At 32.0% G+C, this 16353-nt stretch carries 24 protein-coding genes; 12 read left to right on the forward strand and 12 right to left on the reverse strand.

Annotated elements, in window-relative coordinates:
- The first annotated feature begins 134 nt into the window (after window positions 1–134).
- From WKH56_RS07625 to WKH56_RS07640, 4 genes are all read left to right on the forward strand, one after another.
- Complete coding sequence (locus tag WKH56_RS07625) at window positions 135–563, forward strand: hypothetical protein (RefSeq protein ID WP_342835144.1); 429 nt, start codon at window positions 135–137, stop codon at window positions 561–563.
- A gap of 176 nt (window positions 564–739) precedes the next feature.
- Complete coding sequence (locus WKH56_RS07630; protein WP_342835145.1) at window positions 740–1066, forward strand: HEAT repeat domain-containing protein; 327 nt, start codon at window positions 740–742, stop codon at window positions 1064–1066.
- 113 nt (window positions 1067–1179) lie between these two features.
- A complete protein-coding gene (locus WKH56_RS07635; protein WP_342835146.1) occupies window positions 1180–1518 on the forward strand; it encodes a hypothetical protein in 339 nt (112 codons plus the stop codon).
- 117 nt (window positions 1519–1635) lie between these two features.
- On the forward strand, window positions 1636–1917 hold the full coding sequence (locus WKH56_RS07640; protein WP_342835147.1) for a hypothetical protein: 282 nt from the start codon (window positions 1636–1638) through the stop codon (window positions 1915–1917).
- Window positions 1918–2154: 237 nt separating this feature from the next.
- Here the strand turns inward: WKH56_RS07640 and WKH56_RS07645 are convergent, their stop codons facing one another.
- Complete coding sequence (locus WKH56_RS07645) at window positions 2155–3024, reverse strand: S8 family serine peptidase (RefSeq protein WP_342835148.1); 870 nt, start codon at window positions 3022–3024, stop codon at window positions 2155–2157.
- Between the two features lie 144 nt (window positions 3025–3168).
- Window positions 3169–3903: a S1C family serine protease gene (locus WKH56_RS07650; RefSeq protein ID WP_342835149.1), complete on the reverse strand. Its 735-nt coding sequence runs from the start codon at window positions 3901–3903 to the stop codon at window positions 3169–3171.
- An 86-nt stretch (window positions 3904–3989) separates the two neighbouring features.
- On the opposite strand from WKH56_RS07650, the gene WKH56_RS07655 reads away from it, so the two are divergent.
- The gene (locus tag WKH56_RS07655; RefSeq protein WP_316911410.1) at window positions 3990–4505 is read left to right on the forward strand and encodes a VanZ family protein; all 516 of its coding nucleotides are present in this window, start codon (window positions 3990–3992) and stop codon (window positions 4503–4505) included.
- 42 nt (window positions 4506–4547) lie between these two features.
- Here WKH56_RS07655 and WKH56_RS07660 read toward each other — a convergent pair whose 3' ends face one another.
- The 3 genes from WKH56_RS07660 to WKH56_RS07670 all read right to left on the reverse strand — a co-directional run bounded on the left by WKH56_RS07660 (window position 4548) and on the right by WKH56_RS07670 (window position 5820).
- A complete protein-coding gene (locus tag WKH56_RS07660) occupies window positions 4548–4859 on the reverse strand; it encodes a hypothetical protein (RefSeq protein ID WP_342835150.1) in 312 nt (103 codons plus the stop codon).
- A 110-nt stretch (window positions 4860–4969) separates the two neighbouring features.
- Window positions 4970–5395: a hypothetical protein gene (locus WKH56_RS07665; protein WP_342835151.1), complete on the reverse strand. Its 426-nt coding sequence runs from the start codon at window positions 5393–5395 to the stop codon at window positions 4970–4972.
- 44 nt (window positions 5396–5439) lie between these two features.
- Window positions 5440–5820 carry a hypothetical protein gene (locus WKH56_RS07670; RefSeq protein ID WP_342835152.1) on the reverse strand — a complete coding sequence of 127 codons (381 nt, stop codon included), beginning with the start codon at window positions 5818–5820 and terminating at the stop codon, window positions 5440–5442.
- A gap of 603 nt (window positions 5821–6423) precedes the next feature.
- On the opposite strand from WKH56_RS07670, the gene WKH56_RS07675 reads away from it, so the two are divergent.
- A complete protein-coding gene (locus WKH56_RS07675; RefSeq protein ID WP_316911406.1) occupies window positions 6424–6642 on the forward strand; it encodes a hypothetical protein in 219 nt (72 codons plus the stop codon).
- A 192-nt stretch (window positions 6643–6834) separates the two neighbouring features.
- On the forward strand, window positions 6835–7104 hold the full coding sequence (locus WKH56_RS07680; RefSeq protein WP_342835153.1) for a hypothetical protein: 270 nt from the start codon (window positions 6835–6837) through the stop codon (window positions 7102–7104).
- 122 nt (window positions 7105–7226) lie between these two features.
- On the opposite strand, the gene WKH56_RS07685 is transcribed toward WKH56_RS07680, so the two are convergent.
- A complete protein-coding gene (locus WKH56_RS07685) occupies window positions 7227–7406 on the reverse strand; it encodes a hypothetical protein (protein ID WP_342835154.1) in 180 nt (59 codons plus the stop codon).
- 147 nt (window positions 7407–7553) lie between these two features.
- Here WKH56_RS07685 and WKH56_RS07690 point away from each other — a divergent pair, with 147 nt between their 5' ends.
- Complete coding sequence (locus WKH56_RS07690; RefSeq protein ID WP_342835155.1) at window positions 7554–7877, forward strand: hypothetical protein; 324 nt, start codon at window positions 7554–7556, stop codon at window positions 7875–7877.
- Between the two features lie 86 nt (window positions 7878–7963).
- Here the strand turns inward: WKH56_RS07690 and WKH56_RS07695 are convergent, their stop codons facing one another.
- Complete coding sequence (locus WKH56_RS07695; protein WP_316911402.1) at window positions 7964–8134, reverse strand: hypothetical protein; 171 nt, start codon at window positions 8132–8134, stop codon at window positions 7964–7966.
- Window positions 8135–8360: 226 nt separating this feature from the next.
- Window positions 8361–8564, reverse strand: a complete 204-nt coding sequence (locus WKH56_RS07700; protein WP_342835156.1) for a hypothetical protein — start codon at window positions 8562–8564, stop codon at window positions 8361–8363.
- A gap of 224 nt (window positions 8565–8788) precedes the next feature.
- On the opposite strand from WKH56_RS07700, the gene WKH56_RS07705 reads away from it, so the two are divergent.
- The gene (locus WKH56_RS07705; protein ID WP_342835157.1) at window positions 8789–9226 is read left to right on the forward strand and encodes a hypothetical protein; all 438 of its coding nucleotides are present in this window, start codon (window positions 8789–8791) and stop codon (window positions 9224–9226) included.
- A gap of 86 nt (window positions 9227–9312) precedes the next feature.
- On the opposite strand, the gene WKH56_RS07710 is transcribed toward WKH56_RS07705, so the two are convergent.
- The 3 genes from WKH56_RS07710 to WKH56_RS07720 form a co-directional block, all read right to left on the reverse strand.
- Complete coding sequence (locus tag WKH56_RS07710; RefSeq protein WP_342835158.1) at window positions 9313–11316, reverse strand: HD family phosphohydrolase; 2004 nt, start codon at window positions 11314–11316, stop codon at window positions 9313–9315.
- Window positions 11317–11472: 156 nt separating this feature from the next.
- A complete protein-coding gene (locus WKH56_RS07715; protein WP_342835159.1) occupies window positions 11473–12552 on the reverse strand; it encodes a glycosyltransferase family 4 protein in 1080 nt (359 codons plus the stop codon).
- Between the two features lie 2 nt (window positions 12553–12554).
- Complete coding sequence (locus WKH56_RS07720) at window positions 12555–13256, reverse strand: WecB/TagA/CpsF family glycosyltransferase (protein WP_342835160.1); 702 nt, start codon at window positions 13254–13256, stop codon at window positions 12555–12557.
- Between the two features lie 219 nt (window positions 13257–13475).
- On the opposite strand from WKH56_RS07720, the gene WKH56_RS07725 reads away from it, so the two are divergent.
- Both WKH56_RS07725 and WKH56_RS07730 read left to right on the forward strand, forming a co-directional pair.
- Window positions 13476–13928, forward strand: coding sequence for a hypothetical protein (locus tag WKH56_RS07725; RefSeq protein WP_342835161.1), 453 nt, complete (start codon window positions 13476–13478; stop codon window positions 13926–13928).
- Window positions 13929–14130: 202 nt separating this feature from the next.
- Complete coding sequence (locus WKH56_RS07730; protein WP_342835162.1) at window positions 14131–14787, forward strand: helix-turn-helix domain-containing protein; 657 nt, start codon at window positions 14131–14133, stop codon at window positions 14785–14787.
- 7 nt (window positions 14788–14794) lie between these two features.
- On the opposite strand, the gene WKH56_RS07735 is transcribed toward WKH56_RS07730, so the two are convergent.
- A complete protein-coding gene (locus WKH56_RS07735) occupies window positions 14795–15022 on the reverse strand; it encodes a hypothetical protein (protein WP_342835163.1) in 228 nt (75 codons plus the stop codon).
- A 316-nt stretch (window positions 15023–15338) separates the two neighbouring features.
- Here WKH56_RS07735 and WKH56_RS07740 point away from each other — a divergent pair, with 316 nt between their 5' ends.
- Window positions 15339–16268, forward strand: a complete 930-nt coding sequence (locus WKH56_RS07740) for a DUF3298 and DUF4163 domain-containing protein (RefSeq protein WP_342835164.1) — start codon at window positions 15339–15341, stop codon at window positions 16266–16268.
- The last annotated feature ends 85 nt before the right edge of the window (window positions 16269–16353 follow it).

A 16353-nucleotide genomic window follows, 5' to 3' on the forward strand; every position in this document is an offset into this window, starting at 1 on the left:
AAAAACAAATTCTTATAAGCAAAAAGCAATTTGGGTAGTAACAAATAATATCTCAATATTTTTTTGGTTTTTTTCCTATTTTTAATATTTCGTTTTAAACTTATTTTATAAACAAAAGAAAAGGGAGTGCACTAATGGATTTATCACCTATGGCTCATCATCTTATTAATATTCAAATTACTCAAAACGAAAAAGAAATTTTCAAAGCATCTGCTCCAGAGGATGATAAAGAAAAAGTAGAGGACTTACTATCAGATGCAATAGGTATGCGCCCAGATATGGACTGTTCTTACGATAATATTGATGAATTTATTCTTACAGTTTTAAATAAAACAACGGATCAGACTCTACAGTTGTATAATCAATTGCAAGAAGAGGAAAAACTACAATATTTTATTTTTGCCACTAGTGATGGATACGAACATCTTAGTGAAGAGCAAATTGAAGAACTAGAGAGATTAAGAATTAGTGAATTTGAAGAAGAAACAACTGCGGCACTAAAGAAAATGCTTAATATTGAGTTTAATCTTGTAGTAAACGGTGCAGTTTTACCTTTAAAATAAAATTCGAAAGACGATTTATTGATTTAAATCGTCTTTTTTTGTCCTGTTTTAGTTAATACTTGCTGTTAACTTGTATTAAATGACAAAATGTTACTGCTAATTATATAATTGAAACACAAAAATCCCGAGGTGAATTGCATAAGCTTTTCGTCTTTTTCACATAAGGAGTAATAGATATGAACCTAAGCGATAAGGTAATTACATTTATTGATGAAGTGAAAAAGCAATTAGAACAACAGCAGAACGGAAACATAACTGCAGCTAACAAGCACACAGATAAAATAGTTAATATGGCAAAAAAATTAAAAGAATCCGGTAGTGCAGGTAAAAGTGAACTAATCAATTTAGCAAAACACGAGGATCCATATGTGCGTTTATGGGCAGCTTGTAACTTGGATGATACGGCTAGAGAGTTTGCTATTAAAGTACTAAGAGAACTGGCACAGCACCCAAATGAAGATTATGGTCACAGCGCCCAAATACAGTTGGACTTTAATATGTAGAAGGAAAGTTCTATCTATACATAAACGAGAAGACAACTTTATAGCTTTTTAAGTTAAAAGGGATAAAACTTAAACGTTGGCTTTATAAATCTCTAAAGAAAGCAGGTTTTTACGTGAATGTTGACTACTTTTTTATCAACGAAGCGGAAGACAAAATAAGCGGACCAAAAATAGAAAGTAACCAAAAAATAAAAAAGACATTCTCTGTAGAAGAGATAAGAGCATTAATTGAGGAACCAGATGTATTACTTTTTGTGAATAAACACGATAATTTATTAGAGCCAATCTTTAAAGAGGAACTTTTGGGAAAGTGGGATAAAGAATTTGTTTCTAATATAAATACAAATGATTATGGTTCTGTAGATAATTACGAGAACGGCTACTTTTATTATATTGATGTTTGGAAGATGGGAAAGAAGGCTAAGATTGTTGTTTTTTCTCTACAGCACTAAGTGTATTTATACATCACTAAAAAAACCGCTTTTAACTGTTTCTATATATTAATCGCGAAGGAAAAGTAAATAATTCTTTCAACTATTAACATATACAAAGTAAGGCGGTGAGTATCTTTGCTGAAATTTGAAATTGTAAAATGTACAAAAGCCTTCAATGAAGCATTTCAAGAAGGCGAATTATATAAGGCCTATCCTAATAAAAAAGGACAACAGCAAGTGTTTATCGGTAACGAAAGGTACCTAATTAGACCAGAAAGAACGTTTGTTATCTCAGAACGTGCTTATTATTTAGATTTCTTTGAACCTGTTGGTACGATGTTTTTATCAAACGTTAAAAAATGCAAAAAACTTCAGGAGAAAACAATAGGTGAAATTTTAGAAATTATGAAGGATTAAGATAAGAAGATAGCGAAACAAAAAAGACTACCAGCGTTTTACGCCAATAGTCTTTTTTTCTTGCTTTGTTAGTAAGGTTGTTCTTCTACAAGACCGCAGCTGTTACAGATAAATACTATTTCAACGTGATCATAAATGTTTATAATGTTTGATACAGAAACATCTGTACTTTTACAATTTCCACAGACAATTTTAAACCCCAATGTATTCACCTTTTGCATATGATATTTGATTGAATTACTTTTTATTTAAAGGATCTTTGTTCACAATAAAGGAATCGACGATTAAAGAAAATTCATCTAACGTTACGTTGTCATTTGTGGTGAAGTAGTAGTAAAAGTCTTTTCCTTGAATAAGGCTTCTAGGTAATAATTTATCATCTTTCTTCATTACCCATTTAGCAATAATAAGGTTTCCTTGATTATGTACATCCATTTCACTATCTAAAGTCATACCGTTTTTTTCTTCTTGTTGGATGTTTGTTTGAATAACATCTTCATACAAATCAATAGCAGACTTCTTTAAAGAGTACGTGAGCTCTTTTTCTTCTTTTTTGTAGACTAACTTACCTTGTCCGGAAAAATCCCAATTAGAAGGGTAGAGGAACGTGTGGGAGCCATCTGGAGAATAGAATACATTAGCAGGTTTGTTGTAGATAGCAAGTGCGTCATCGAAAGTTTTGTTGCTTTCAATTTGATTGCTATTAAAGTAGGATTTAGATTTCTCTTCGCCTGTATTCTTTTCTTCCATTACAGCTAGAGAAACTTCATTTAATTTATTCAAGTCTTCTACTAAATAAAGCATTTCCTCTGTTGTTAAATTCTTTTGAATCTGAATATGGTAGTTTTTAATCTCAGGCAGACGATCAATCACTTCTCCTTGGAATTCAGAAATAATCTCGTTAATTTTCTTTTCCGAAACACCTTCTTTAAACACAATAATGACATCTCGGGTATTGTATTTGCTTTCTAATTTTTTCAGAGATGCTTTTGTTTCTTCCTCTGAAATATTAGATTTTTCAGGAACATACCGTTGATATAGAAAGTATGAAAAAGATAAAATGAAGACAAGAATAAGAGTAACTTTAAAATACTTTTGCTTTTTCATCTAAAACCCCCTCAAAGAATAATCTAACGAATTATATCTTCTCAGCAATTACTTAAACAATGACTAGAAAAAGCTTTTAATGTAAATTTTTTTGTTTTGTGGTGGGGAGTTTATTACTAGTTAAATTTTAATGACTAGCTATTGTCAAAATGTTTCTCCATTAAGTTTTTTGATGTTCTTCTCAATTGTTTTTGCAGGAACAGCAAAAGACATACCGTTGGAGTCCTCAAGCATTGAAGAGACAATACCAATTACTTCTCCATCCCCATTTAATAAAGGTCCGCCGCTATTACCTGGATTAACATTAATCGTTGTTTGAATAAGTAATTCATCAAAATCACCATCTTCAAAAACTACATTTTCGTTCAAATTAGAAATTATACCGTTGCTCATCGAGAATAAAAAGTCATAAGGATTACCAATTGTGTAAACCGAAGTCCCTATGGAAAATTTGTTTATGTTGGAATCTATTTCTAAGCCTGGGATATTTGGCTTTTGACTTAATTTCAAAAATGCTATATCGTCATCTTTGTTCGAATAAATTACGCGCCCTTTATATTTTTCGCCACTTTTATTTATTAGGTAAAAAACCTGTTTTTTAGAAGAAACAACGTGTTCGTTCGTAACAATTAGTAGTTCGTTTTGTGCTTTTATTGCAAACCCAGTTCCGCTGACACTCGATTTATTTGTTCTTGAATCAAGGTAGATAGCAAAAACAGAGGGAACAGCTTTTTCATATATATCATTCGTGGAAGTACGATTAGATTGTTGAGTTAAATGCTTTGTAGTTGCTGTAGTAGGTAACGTGTTACCGCTATAAATGATTGTTCCTAAAGATAAGGCGACTAACATACCCATCTTTGTATAGAAGTGTTTCATTAAAGCACCACCTTTCAATAACGAACCATACTTAAAATAAATACAAAATCAACAAAACTGGATTAAAAAGGGGAGAGCCCACAGGAATGAGAATTGTCGCTTTGCTTATCGTATTTACCATTACATATTTATCGAATACCCCGCATTTAATGGTTTCAGATGTACATACGTGGATTAATTCAAGTAACTATGAACAAAACATAAGATTTTTATACATATTTAAGAAAGACAGTGTATTTTATGCTTCTTGGGGTGAAGTAAAGAATACGGAGTTTTACTTACATAAGCTAGGCCACTTTATCTTTTACGGGGCTCTTTCAACGTTTCTGTTTTGGAAAAGTACTAATAAAAAGACTATATTTATTAAGCTAATCCTAATTGCTGGATTTACACTAACAGATGAAATTCATCAATTTTACGTTGTGGGAAGATCGGGTAGATTAGTTGATAGCTGCTTTGATATGTTTAGTGCGCTATTTTGGTTCTCTTTAATATTTGCTTTTGGAAAAGCAACGAAAGAATCTAGAGTAAAAAAACAAAAGGTAGCTTCTTCTAGAATTAAACGCCAGACAGTGTTTGATAAACTTGAAACCGAAAATTAAAGCAACAAAAGACTGAGCCTATATATGGCTCAGTCTTTTGTTTTATAAACATTTACTTTTATTTTGGAATTTAGTATGCAGTGTATTAATTACTTGTTTAGAAGTATTGTTATTTCCGTAAACTCCATATTCCTTAAAGTACCTACGGTTTCTTCCGTCTAACACGTAAACCAAAAAGGAATTATCGTTGCATAGTTCACAGCAGTATTTTCCTTTATCAAATGTCTTGGTGAGAAGAAGGTTATTTGTATATAATTCCTCTTCAACTAAGTAACCTAATTCCATTAGACCAGCAGTAATTTCTTCAAGGTTAACTTTTGCCTTTGTACAATGCTCCTCGGCACTTGTATGCATACTAACGCTCCCTTACATTAATTTAAAAGTAAATATTTTATGTAAAGATACACAAAAAGAGGGCATTATATTTACTTTTTTCTGGTTTCCTGTGCGTTCAGGTAAAAACCTTAATAAATGTAGGTTCTAATATTATTTTTATAAACTGATATTTTATCAACAGCAAAAGATAAGTCTCTTGGTTCTCCGTTAATGTTTATACTAATAGCAATAGAAAGCGGCATATCAAGGTTTTTAATCCTATCCTGCAAGGCATAATATTCATTATCCATTTTATTATAAAGGACAATTGTGCTAATTAGTACTTCTTTTTCCAGTAATTCCATTTCACACATTATAGGGCAAGACTCTTCGGTATTTAACGTAAGCTCCCCAAGTACAATGGATCCGTTTAATTCTTCAGTGAAATTACTTGTACTAGCTGGTTTTATCCAAGTTTCATCTTGGCTATCTTCATTCTCAAAGTCCCACTCCCAAATAGGGTGTCTTTTTAAATCATCTATAGTTAATTCGTCAATTGGTTTAGCTACACTCATATTATTCTCCTTTTTACTAGCAAGAACATATTGCTTTAATGGGTTTAAATTGTATAATCGGTTTCACTAACGGATATTATTTCTACAGATGAACAGTAAAAGCTTAGTGTGCCTTCCTCGTAATCAAGAACCTTGTATCTAGAATTCTCCCAACCTCTATCTGTTATATCTTCAATGTCTAAATGAATTTGATGATAGATACCATCGCTATCTAAGTAAACTTGTTTAGGATGGTGAAAGCGGAACTTTGCAAGGATGTTATTGTGTTTGTTGTTCTTATCTTGAATAACAAAATTGATTTCTAAATGTGCTTTATGGTCGCCATTTTCAGAGGAATAATCTAAAGAAAAAGTAGTTAAAAATTTAATATCAGCATACGAAAAATCCTGAATTGTGTTTGTAATCATTTCAATATTTTTTATCATTTTATCTCCTAAGTAGCAGTTTAGTAAGTTGCTAATTTTATTAATAGGTTTACAAAAGATTATACCTTATTCTTGTCGCATATATCTAACTGTTGTTAGCCTAATGCCAGTAATCTTATTAGATATACGTAATTAGTAAAAAAAGAAGACTTATTCCAAAAGGAAAAGTCTCAATAATTTATAAGTCGTGATTCCCTAAAGGGAAGACAATAAAAATATTGAGCTATCCCTAAAGGTTAGTCTTCTTATGAGTTTAAAGCAGCCATAGATATTCTGCTACCCAAAGAGCCATTACTCTTCCATCGCTGAATTTTACCATTTCTACTCCATCATAATACCATTGGTTAACTACTCTCATTGTTAACGCCTCCTCATAAGATTTACCTTTATATACTCTATAAAAGTTAATTGTCAACAAACTTTTTAAAGGAAGCTTTTTTCTTTTTTTGTTGAATTTCCCTCAACTCTGATTATAAAGGAGGTATAACAACACTAAATCAAGAGATTGGTGCGGATTATGCCACAGTGTATTAGTAATTCTGGTCGGAACACTAGATAATACATTGCCGTTCCTTGCAATTCTCTGTCCTTGGAGGGATTCTAATGGCTCGTTTTCTTGAAACAAAATCTACTGCTTACTCATTCGAAAGTTATGGTAATTTACTAGCAACTGACAAAGTATTTGGCAATATGACAAATACTTCTGTTAGACATCTACCTACTGGTGGATATCTTGTTAGAAATTGCGTAACTAATAATGTTGATGCTGTAGTTGTTTTGGTAAAAGAAGGAGATAAATTAATGGCGTACCACGCTGCTTAATTTCTTTAAGTTTGAACCCTCTGCTCTTATTTAAAGTTGTTATGAACCGTTTTCGGTATATAATAATTATAAATATCAGAGGGTTTTACTTTATGTAAATCTCTTTTTTTCGCAAATAGTTTTATAGAAGAGGGTGTACATATTAAATTATTACTGTTTAAAGAAAAACCATTAACAAAAGTAGTAAATGCATTGCCACAGAAATATAGGGATCAACTCAAGGAAAGTGAAGAAATAGTATCCGCTATTTTTTACACAAAAGATGAATTCGTTATAACCTCTAAACAGGCATATAAGGGGATTCAAAAACTTGGTGAAACTGAAACTAGAAAGATTGCTGTTGCATACAATTTCACTGCAGAGGCAATTGAGATTTTTAAAGAACATAATTTTTATCTTATTCATTATTCAAATTTCACTTGGACCGATCAACAGTGGAAAGATAATTTATCAAGTCGTTAAGTTGGGCAACTTTGCAATTAAAAAAGTTGTTTAACTAGTGTTAAACAACTTAAGGTTTATTCTTTTACACTTCGAATGACCAAAGTTTTAAATACTAATGCAATATTAACTGCTTTATATTGTCATTCAATGGGTTTACAATAATCTTTTCCGTATTCACTACCAATATCACATACGGCTTTATCACCTTTCATTAGCGTTAAATCTCCATTCCATTTGGAAACTGTTAGAATATCTTTTACCTTTGCTCCTGTTTCCCATCCTTTAGGAATTTCTTTAATTACTTCGTAACGATCACTCATAATGTGACATCTCCTTTTGTTGCTATGTATTTTTTGGTTATTTTATTAATTATATATAATTATTTTTCATTTAGTGAAAGAACTTGTTATTTGTAAAAAATATTGTAAATATTGGATAAAACTAACTTTTGGGAGAGGGGAATAACAGTGAAACAAACTGCAAGAGATAGCTTTATTAAACAACTGACACAAGCTTGTGATAAAGAAGGAATAGAAATAGATATTCTGTCTTTGTCGGATAAAGAATTAAAAGAATTCTATCTTAAATTACAAACAGTAAGAAGTTATAGATGTGCTTATGGAGTTGAGAAAGGGAAAGACTTTGAAGAGATGATGAAAGAAGGTAAATTGCAATTTATTAGCTTTACTGACACTTATAAATACGTTAGGCCGCTAACATTCAAAGAATACTTAATGCTATGTGAGTATGCAGAAAAGCATCCAGGTCAATACGGAACTTTGCGTAAATAGCGAGTGAAAAAAGACTGGGTATCAGTCTTTTTATTTTTTATTAATTTAGTTCATTTCTACACGTACTCAATATTTACTTATAACTTTTATATCTCATCTGAATTTCTTGTACTAACAACCAAAATGGCGACTGCAATTATTGCTACAGATGCAAGAAAAGGTAGATAAGTTTCAGCAAAGAAGAAAAGATAAAAAATAAGAAAAAATGCCAAGCAAAGTGTAATAACTAAATGGAAATTGTGTTTTAGGGTCTTCATAATAGAAGCCTCCTCGTTAATTTTTAACATTCTATAACAAGAAAGATCAATTTTTATAAAAAAGAGAAATAAATACTGAAGTGTAAAGCTTAGTTACACACGATTGATAAATAGCAATAAAAAAAAGACTGAACAGTAATTAAGCTTCAGTCTTTTTTATTTATCTCGAATGTAGTTTAATGCATCAATCAGGCGACTAAACTTCAGGAGTTTTATATACAATATCTTAGTGTAAATAGCTCTTAAAGGGTTTAGATGATGCACTGCCAAAAACAATTTCCCCCGACTCTATAATCTTAGAAAAATCGAGAAGTGAGCGTTTATTCTTAGGGAATTCGCTATCCTCTGAAATTATTTTAGCTGCCTCATTATTAGTGAGTTCTAAACCTGCTGTCTTATTGTTTTCTTTAAATTCGTTACTTACTTTCATTTTAAATAACAACTCCTATATATTTTGTGTGTTTTGTAAACTTGCTACGAAACACACAAAATATATTCGTTTTCCGCTAAATGTCAATGGTTTATAAATCTTAATTAGTCATTAAAGAAACCAGAGATATAAATTAAAGTTATTTAAGATATACTGGAAATCATAATGAACAAAAGCAGCTATTTGGCAAAAACAGCTGCTACGAATGAGAGGATTAAATATAAATGAATTACAAAATAGGCGATGTGTACAAAAACGAGGCTTTCCCAAATCGTGTATCAACAATAATTGATATCTCTCCAAAAGTGGATTACGATGGAGGGCTTTCGTGTTTTGTAATGGATAACACAAATGGTGAAATTGCTTTCTCAGTTGAATATGAAATGCAACTGAAGGAATGGTGTGAAAAGATTAATAGTGAGCTTCCGAAATATGAAAGTCTGTCTAAGGAAGAACTCCAAAGACTTGCTAAGTATCAAATTGGTCAAACATATTTACACACTGAATCACCAGATTTACGTTACACAATTATCTCTATATCACCAGTAAAAGACACACATAATCAATTGTCTTATTTCTGTGAAGTCCAAGATAACAGCGGTGACATATGGTATGATGTTCACTCCGGAGGGAATATGGATAGAGTGTTAAAAGAAATTTAAAAGCAAACAGAAGTGGTTTAAAAGCTAAAAAGCAATGGAAATGATTTTCCCATTGCTTTTTAGCTTGTTAATTTAATATTTAATTGTTATTTTTCAACTTTGTCTGTTATGTAAGGAACTCGTTGATGATGAGTTGCATATATCGCGGTTGAAAATTCTTCAATACATATTTCAATATCCTTTGTACTTAACTCACAATCACGCAATACACCTTGTTTAATTTTCTTATAAATAAATTCTCTTATTTTACTTTCAAGTTCTTCGGACGAAGCGAAAGTAAGGGAACGCGAATAAGCTTCTGTGGAATCAGCAAGCAATAATATTCCTTCTTCTTTTGATTTAGGAGTAGGGGTTTTGTACCTAAAATCTTCTATTGTGACGTCCATTCCTAAATCTAAAGCCTTCTGATAAAAGTGTAGTAAGACCGTATCTCCGTGGTGAGAGTAAATAACATCAATTACTTCTTGAGGAATGCTATACTTTTTACACAATTGAGCGCTACGCTCAGAGTGAGCCAAAATAATTTTAGCACTTTCTAAAGGATTAAGATGGTCGTGAACGTTTTTGTCTGGATGGGAATTCTCTATGAAATATTCCGGCTTATCCATTTTCCCTAAATCGTGATATAAGGCGGCCACTTTCAAGAGAAGTGTGTTAGCGCCAATACGTTTAGAAGCTGATGAAGCTAGGTGCCCAACATTACGGGAATGATCATAAGTGCCTTTAGCTTTTCTATAAAGTTCTTCTAAAACAGGATGATCATACTTGTTTAGTTCTGTTAGTTTATAAATAGTGGCCATACCCAACGCATTTTCTATTAGCGGTATTAAGCCGTTTGCCAATATACCTGACAATAAACCTGAGAAAATTAAAACAATTGAATCGTTAATAAGCAACCTTTGATCCAGTGAGTAAAAAAGAATGAGGTGAGATAACCCAACTATTACACCTAGAAGAGAACCGGTCTTAATAGCATCTGTAAATCGCCTAAAGTCGTTATATAGGAACGATAAGCTTATTCCTATAATAAGGCTAAGTAGCATATACACGTAGTCATCACTATTAATTAGAAACCCTAAAAAGATAGAAGCGGCTATAACAAATCTTCTTCCCCAGAACACCGCAAACACAATTAATGAAGTGATAAAAGGAATAAAGAACCAGAATGCTCCGTGCAATAAGAATGATAATAGCGTAACTAATGAAATTAAAAAGAATGTAAATAAATACTTTCTCATTGAATGCATTTGCTTCGCTAAATAGCGAGAACAATAAAAGTGGAACAAGATAGAAAATAAAAGGATATTAGGATAATAGCGTAAGAAATCAGACCATTTGAACTTATGGTTAATTAAATCTAACTGCTCTAATTTTTGAATATGTTCTTCGTTAATTTTATCGTCTTTACGAGCAATAATTTCTCCCTTTGTAATCTTCTTGTATACTGGTGCTACTTTATCTAAGGTTTGTTGCTTTTGCTTTTCAGTTTCATCTGTATTAAGAACTTCATTAACCTTTATGCTTTTGCTCAAATTTGGAATGAGCTCTCTTCTAATTGTGGCACTAAATAAATACAAGTTTGAATCATTCGCTAATTCGTCCTGATACTGAGTTACATTTTCTTCCCTAACTCCTGCATCATAGGTCCTTTTTAATTTGTTCTTTAAGTAGTCTTCAGCTCTTATTAATTCATCTGAAGGTAAATCTAATAACTTTTCAAGTTGATTAGAAGATAAATTATAAGGATTACTCAAAGTCTTACTTACAGACGAAAATGGAGCGCTCTTTAACGCAGTTTTTCCACTAATAAGTGATTCAAAAAACGTATTTAGCTCTGCTAGTTGTTTCTCTGAGACAGAAGCATTTCGGTCATATACACTCTTTGTCTCTTTAAGAGCCTCGTCTTTTAGATCCTGAGTTGCCTTTTCATCAATATAGGTTACTGACTTAGGAGCAATAATATCATTCTTAACAATCGTATCAATCTTTACTTTGGTATAAAAGAAGTTGGACGGTTGAGAACAAAAAAGAATCACTAATGAAAAAAGGATTAATGCGATAAAGTGTCGGTAAGTCATTAATGTTTTCAATGAGACACCACCCTAATAAATAAATAAGAGAGGTAAACCCTCCCTTATTCATTCGTAATTTTTTTAGCTTTTCCCCGTAGAAACTGAAAAAGGAAACGTATAAACACTTATTATGCTGTTTGCCTTACTCCAATTTAGTATGTAATAAGATAGCTACTACTCTGTTTCTTTCGCTTTTTTCTTCCTCAACGAAGGGAACATTCCAATTTTACTAGCAAACAGTTGAAAAAACACTAGGTAAAAGACAAGTAAGAATAAACTGAATTCGACTGCTAATTTCACTGAAGCAAATGCGCCTAGAGCAAAGAAGATACAGAATAAATAGATGATCCATACAGTTGTCCGATGACTAAACCCTAAGCTCAATAATCTATGGTGCAAATGGAACTTATCTGGTTGAAAGATAGGTTCTTTTTTAATTTTCCTTCTTACAATAGCATAGAGTGTATCTGATATTGGGATGAAAAAAATAAGGATAGGAGTTATGAAGGAGATAACAGCAATTTGTTTTAACTCCCAAACAGATATGGCAGCCATAAAGAATCCTATAAATAAGGAGCCTGAGTCTCCTAAAAACACTTTGGCCGGATGAGAATTAAAGAACAAAAAACCAAATAAAGCACCGCTAAGAATTAACGAAAGAAATGCGGCCGATGGATTCCCCAAGAACAAAGAAACAACAAAGAATGTTAATGATGATATTCCAGCTACGCCACTAGCAAGCCCATCTAGTCCATCAATGAGGTTAAAAGCATTTGTAATACCTACAATCCAAAGCACCGTAAACGGAATAGAGAATAAGCCTAAATGAAGAGGGTTATCTAAAAATGGTAGGTGAATGACCTTAACTGAGTAAACGTTAATAGCAAAGTAGATTGCAATTAGCGTTTGGACAGCGAACTTTGTTTTTGCTGGCAAATTAAATTTATCATCCATTAACCCCAAGCCAAATATCATTGCGCAGCATACAAAAAAATGAGCAAAAATAGGGTTTGTAAATGGGTCATATAAATATTCTAAAAATATATACGAGATAAAGAATGTAAGAAAAACAGCGATACCACCAGAGCGGGGCATTATTCCTTTATGAACTTTTCTTTTATCAGGAACATCAATGATCTTAAATTTTAACCCTATCTTAATTGCAAGTGGGGTGGTTGCCAGGGAAAGAAAAAGAGCGATGATAAAGATGGATACATAGGGGATAAAGTTTGTCGTTTTTAACACTTCAATCATCTTTATTTACTCCTCGCTAAGAAGAAGGATAGTCTCATAATACGTATCACTCGTTTAGGTTCAAGGATAACTCGGTGAAGCCATTCTAACCCCATTTTTTGCATCCATTTAGGTGCTCGTTTAATGTTTCCGGACACGACATCAAATGATCCACCTACACCTTGGAAGATATGTGTATCTAATTGGTCCATATTTTCTTTTATCCACTTTTCTTGAGCTGGACTTCCAAGAGCTACAAATAAAAAATCGGGCTTTGCCTCATTAATTGTGTCGATAATAAGGGCCTTGTCCATTACAAAACCATCTAGGGTTCCAACTATATTAAGCCCGCTATATCTTTGTTCTAAGATACTTTTAGTCTGTTCAGCAACTCCTGGTTTTGCTCCGTATAAGAATACTTTTTTATCTTCTTTAGCTGCTAGTTCACAGAGCTGCTGAAATAAATCGCAACCTGTTACACGTTCTTTAATATTTCCGCCTTGTCTTTTGGAGAGAATAAGTATTCCGTGTCCATCTGGTATTTGGTAAGTAGCGCTATTCAAGAGTTCTTTTAGCTCTTGATCTTTGGTGCCGTGCATAATCTTTTCAGGATTAATTGCAACAATAAAGGATTTTTTATCTTCGTTAATATCATTAAGAAGCTGATGTTTTAGGTCTTCGTAACCTAGAGTAGTAACATCAAAACCTCTTATATTTTCTTTCATAAAAATTCCTCCTGTTCTCAAATAGAAACATTATATTTATTTTTCCTACACGAAAAAAAGCCTTTAAACGGAAAAAGATATAATATGAGATCGAAAGAACTTTTACTTAATTTATAAAGTTAATTTTTATAACTTTATAAAAAAAATTTACTTTTTTATCTTGGAGCACATTTATGTATGTATAATTTTGTAAACCAAGAAAAGGAAGAGGAATAAATTATGAATAAAATTAAACATAGAAGCTTTCAGAATAAAACGCTCAAAGAAACTGAAAAGATGATTGGAATTAAGCCCATTGACAAAAAATCGCGTGAATTTAAGAAATCTGATATGTGTAGAATTGATAGAAGTTGGGGAATGGTGGACTATACTGTGCAAGTTCTTAATAATGAAACTGCAGCAGCCCACAACAAAGAATTTTTAAAATATGAAACATATGAAATAATAGGTTATGAGAAACTATGGAATCGTCATATAGCGGTCTATTATAATGTTTTAAAACATAGGGAACTAACAGAAGCGGAAAAGCATATAAAAGCCTTAAAAGATATGCCAAAAGAGGAGCGAATGAAATGTTTAAATTATATTAAACAAAATATTTGTCTAGTGTGCGGTGAAGAAGATGTTGAGGCTTATGGATGTGATTGTGATGATGATGACAACGATATTTAAATAGCTATTAAGCTAGCCTAGTTATACGTTGGACATAAATACAAAAGATGCATTTTTAAATGCGTCTTTTTTGTTTTGTTTAAATAACCTTTTAAACTAAAGTTGCAGAGTTTGAGCGGCTATGGAAAGTATTTTTCTACTTTTCTCACTCATTTAAAGAGCCTATAATACAGGTATCTTAGTCTTATTGGAGGGGTTTTCAATGTCAAATAAACAAGTTAAAGATTTTTCAGAACTAGATGAAATTGTTATTAAAGCAACGAGTAAAAGATTAAAATTTCTAGTGAAAAGAATAGGTCTTTCTCAATCGCAATTAGCAAAAATTTTAGACAGGGATTCAAAAACAATTTCAAATTATTATTGCGGAAAATCGCTTCCGGATAAAAAGGATTTAATTGTACTTTCTAGAGTGTTAGGCGTTTCATATGATGATATTCTAGTGTTTAAAGGAGATATAGAAGGTTATCAACGAACAAATCGATATTATCTAGAGTTTGACGAAAAAACTGAAAAGGTATGTGCAGAGTTTATTAAAAATTCCAGTAAAGACAGTAAATTATTTAATACTTCTTCACAAGGGAATGCAAATATCCGGAATTTAGAAGAGGCTACGATAGCTATGCAATTTCTTCATTTTATGATTGAAGAAGACATTAGCAGTAGAATGATGGCTGCAATACTTTATCGAGGAGGAATTTATAGCGACTATATGCACCATATCTATGAGGTATATATATGGGAAAAGTTATCAGAAGAACAAAAGCTTATTTGCCAAAAACAGTTCGCATACCTTCGAGGCGAAAGTGAGGAGGAGCCGTCATTTTCAGAGAGATATAATATTAAAAAAATGAGGCCTTAATATGAATTTACCCTTTGCTATGCAAGCGTAAAATCTTGTTGATGATGTGACTCACTTTTTCAACGTCGTAATCTAAATAGCTATATGTTTTTTGTTCATTAAACACAGTGACTTTAAATGTCTTTGTTACTTTGCAAAAATAAAGTTCAACAACACCTGGAATAGTGTGAGTAATGTAGGTTTCTTTGTACTGAATAAGAGTGTGTAGCATCATTTTTATTTCAAGTAGATTCATAAGAGCACCTCACATTAAAATTAGAAAATTCTAGGCACTCATAGGTTTATTTTTTTAGTGTTTTAGTGGTATATATGTCCTATTTAAACACTATAAGTAAACCATATTTATACTTTAAATTCCTTTTTATACCTCAAAGATACACTATATTAAGTGTTAAATATACATAAAAAGTAAATAAAAAATATTTTAGTAAGAACGGATTAAAAAACAGTAAAAACCTGTTAAAACTGTGCTATACTATTGAATGGGCTTTTTTAGAAATACAAGTAATTATTAGTTTTAAAACCTACAAAAAACATTTTAGGGGGCTTTTATGAAAAAGTTCAAAAGAGTTAGCGCAGTTGTTTTAGGTATTGCTTTGTTGTTCTCACCACTTGCTCCACAAACAGTTGCAGAAGCAAAAGTTGTTTGGGGAAATCAAGAACTAGTTAAAGGGCAAATAGGACGTGTAACAGTTATAAAGAACACGAACCTTTACAACATTAAGAACAACAAATTGGTAGTAGCTAGAAAGGTTACAAAAGGCCAAGTATTCCGTGTGTACTCTGAATCTAGTAAATTTGGTGGTCTTTATGCTGTATCAAAGGATACTTATGCTCAAAAATCATCAAGTATTAAGTATGAAAAAGCACCTAGCGACAAAATTCAAGCGCTAGGAGTAAAAGTTACAAAGAAATCATTAGCAAGCAATATTAGCTACCCGCAGGTATCTGGTCTTATTAATAAACCGTTTGAAGCTAGCTATAATCGCAAGTTTTTAAATATTGCTAAGGAAGCACAAAAAGCGCACAATGAACTTAAAGCACAAGAGAAAGAGGATCGTAAAAACGGTTGGTATGTTGGACCATACTCTCACAATATGAGCTACTCTGTGCCTTACAATCAAGATAATATATTAAGTGTTGCTATTACACATAGCGAGTATGCCGGTGGAGCTCACGGTATGGCTTGGATTGATACGTATAATTATGATTTGTTGAAAGCAAGACAAATCAACTTAAAAGACATTATTAACAATAATACGAAGTTAAGCAAAGTTAACAAGTATATTCGTAATGAAATGATCGCTCGCAATAAAAAAGGTGCTCAATTTGAGGTTAATGAATTTAAATCTGTTAACGTAAAAGAGGATCAATTCTATTACACTAGTGGTGGAATTGCAATTATCTTTGGTGAATATGAGTACGGACCGTATTCTAATGGTATTAACAGCTTTAAAATTCCATCAAGCCTATATAAATAATTTGAATACTAGTTGTTAAATACGCACAAAACTATTGCGGTATTCAACGTAATAACAAAGAAGCAAACGGATGCAATGTAATTCG

It is taken from the genome of Priestia sp. SB1 (assembly GCF_038898415.1).

What these genes read in the sequence shown, in the direction of transcription:
- WKH56_RS07625 (WP_342835144.1), top strand. Translation starts at nt 135, where the DNA reads ATGGATTTATCACCTATGGCTCATCATCTTATTAATATTCAAATTACT.
- WKH56_RS07630 (WP_342835145.1), top strand. Translation starts at nt 740, where the DNA reads ATGAACCTAAGCGATAAGGTAATTACATTTATTGATGAAGTGAAAAAG.
- WKH56_RS07645 (WP_342835148.1), bottom strand. Translation starts at nt 3,024, where the DNA reads ATGAAAAAGCAAAAGTATTTTAAAGTTACTCTTATTCTTGTCTTCATT.
- WKH56_RS07650 (WP_342835149.1), bottom strand. Translation starts at nt 3,903, where the DNA reads ATGAAACACTTCTATACAAAGATGGGTATGTTAGTCGCCTTATCTTTA.
- WKH56_RS07655 (WP_316911410.1), top strand. Translation starts at nt 3,990, where the DNA reads ATGAGAATTGTCGCTTTGCTTATCGTATTTACCATTACATATTTATCG.
- WKH56_RS07660 (WP_342835150.1), bottom strand. Translation starts at nt 4,859, where the DNA reads ATGCATACAAGTGCCGAGGAGCATTGTACAAAGGCAAAAGTTAACCTT.
- WKH56_RS07665 (WP_342835151.1), bottom strand. Translation starts at nt 5,395, where the DNA reads ATGAGTGTAGCTAAACCAATTGACGAATTAACTATAGATGATTTAAAA.
- WKH56_RS07670 (WP_342835152.1), bottom strand. Translation starts at nt 5,820, where the DNA reads ATGATAAAAAATATTGAAATGATTACAAACACAATTCAGGATTTTTCG.
- WKH56_RS07675 (WP_316911406.1), top strand. Translation starts at nt 6,424, where the DNA reads ATGGCTCGTTTTCTTGAAACAAAATCTACTGCTTACTCATTCGAAAGT.
- WKH56_RS07685 (WP_342835154.1), bottom strand. Translation starts at nt 7,406, where the DNA reads ATGAGTGATCGTTACGAAGTAATTAAAGAAATTCCTAAAGGATGGGAA.
- WKH56_RS07695 (WP_316911402.1), bottom strand. Translation starts at nt 8,134, where the DNA reads ATGAAGACCCTAAAACACAATTTCCATTTAGTTATTACACTTTGCTTG.
- WKH56_RS07700 (WP_342835156.1), bottom strand. Translation starts at nt 8,564, where the DNA reads ATGAAAGTAAGTAACGAATTTAAAGAAAACAATAAGACAGCAGGTTTA.
- WKH56_RS07705 (WP_342835157.1), top strand. Translation starts at nt 8,789, where the DNA reads ATGAATTACAAAATAGGCGATGTGTACAAAAACGAGGCTTTCCCAAAT.
- WKH56_RS07715 (WP_342835159.1), bottom strand. Translation starts at nt 12,552, where the DNA reads ATGATTGAAGTGTTAAAAACGACAAACTTTATCCCCTATGTATCCATC.
- WKH56_RS07720 (WP_342835160.1), bottom strand. Translation starts at nt 13,256, where the DNA reads ATGAAAGAAAATATAAGAGGTTTTGATGTTACTACTCTAGGTTACGAA.
- WKH56_RS07725 (WP_342835161.1), top strand. Translation starts at nt 13,476, where the DNA reads ATGAATAAAATTAAACATAGAAGCTTTCAGAATAAAACGCTCAAAGAA.
- WKH56_RS07730 (WP_342835162.1), top strand. Translation starts at nt 14,131, where the DNA reads ATGTCAAATAAACAAGTTAAAGATTTTTCAGAACTAGATGAAATTGTT.
- WKH56_RS07735 (WP_342835163.1), bottom strand. Translation starts at nt 15,022, where the DNA reads ATGAATCTACTTGAAATAAAAATGATGCTACACACTCTTATTCAGTAC.
- WKH56_RS07740 (WP_342835164.1), top strand. Translation starts at nt 15,339, where the DNA reads ATGAAAAAGTTCAAAAGAGTTAGCGCAGTTGTTTTAGGTATTGCTTTG.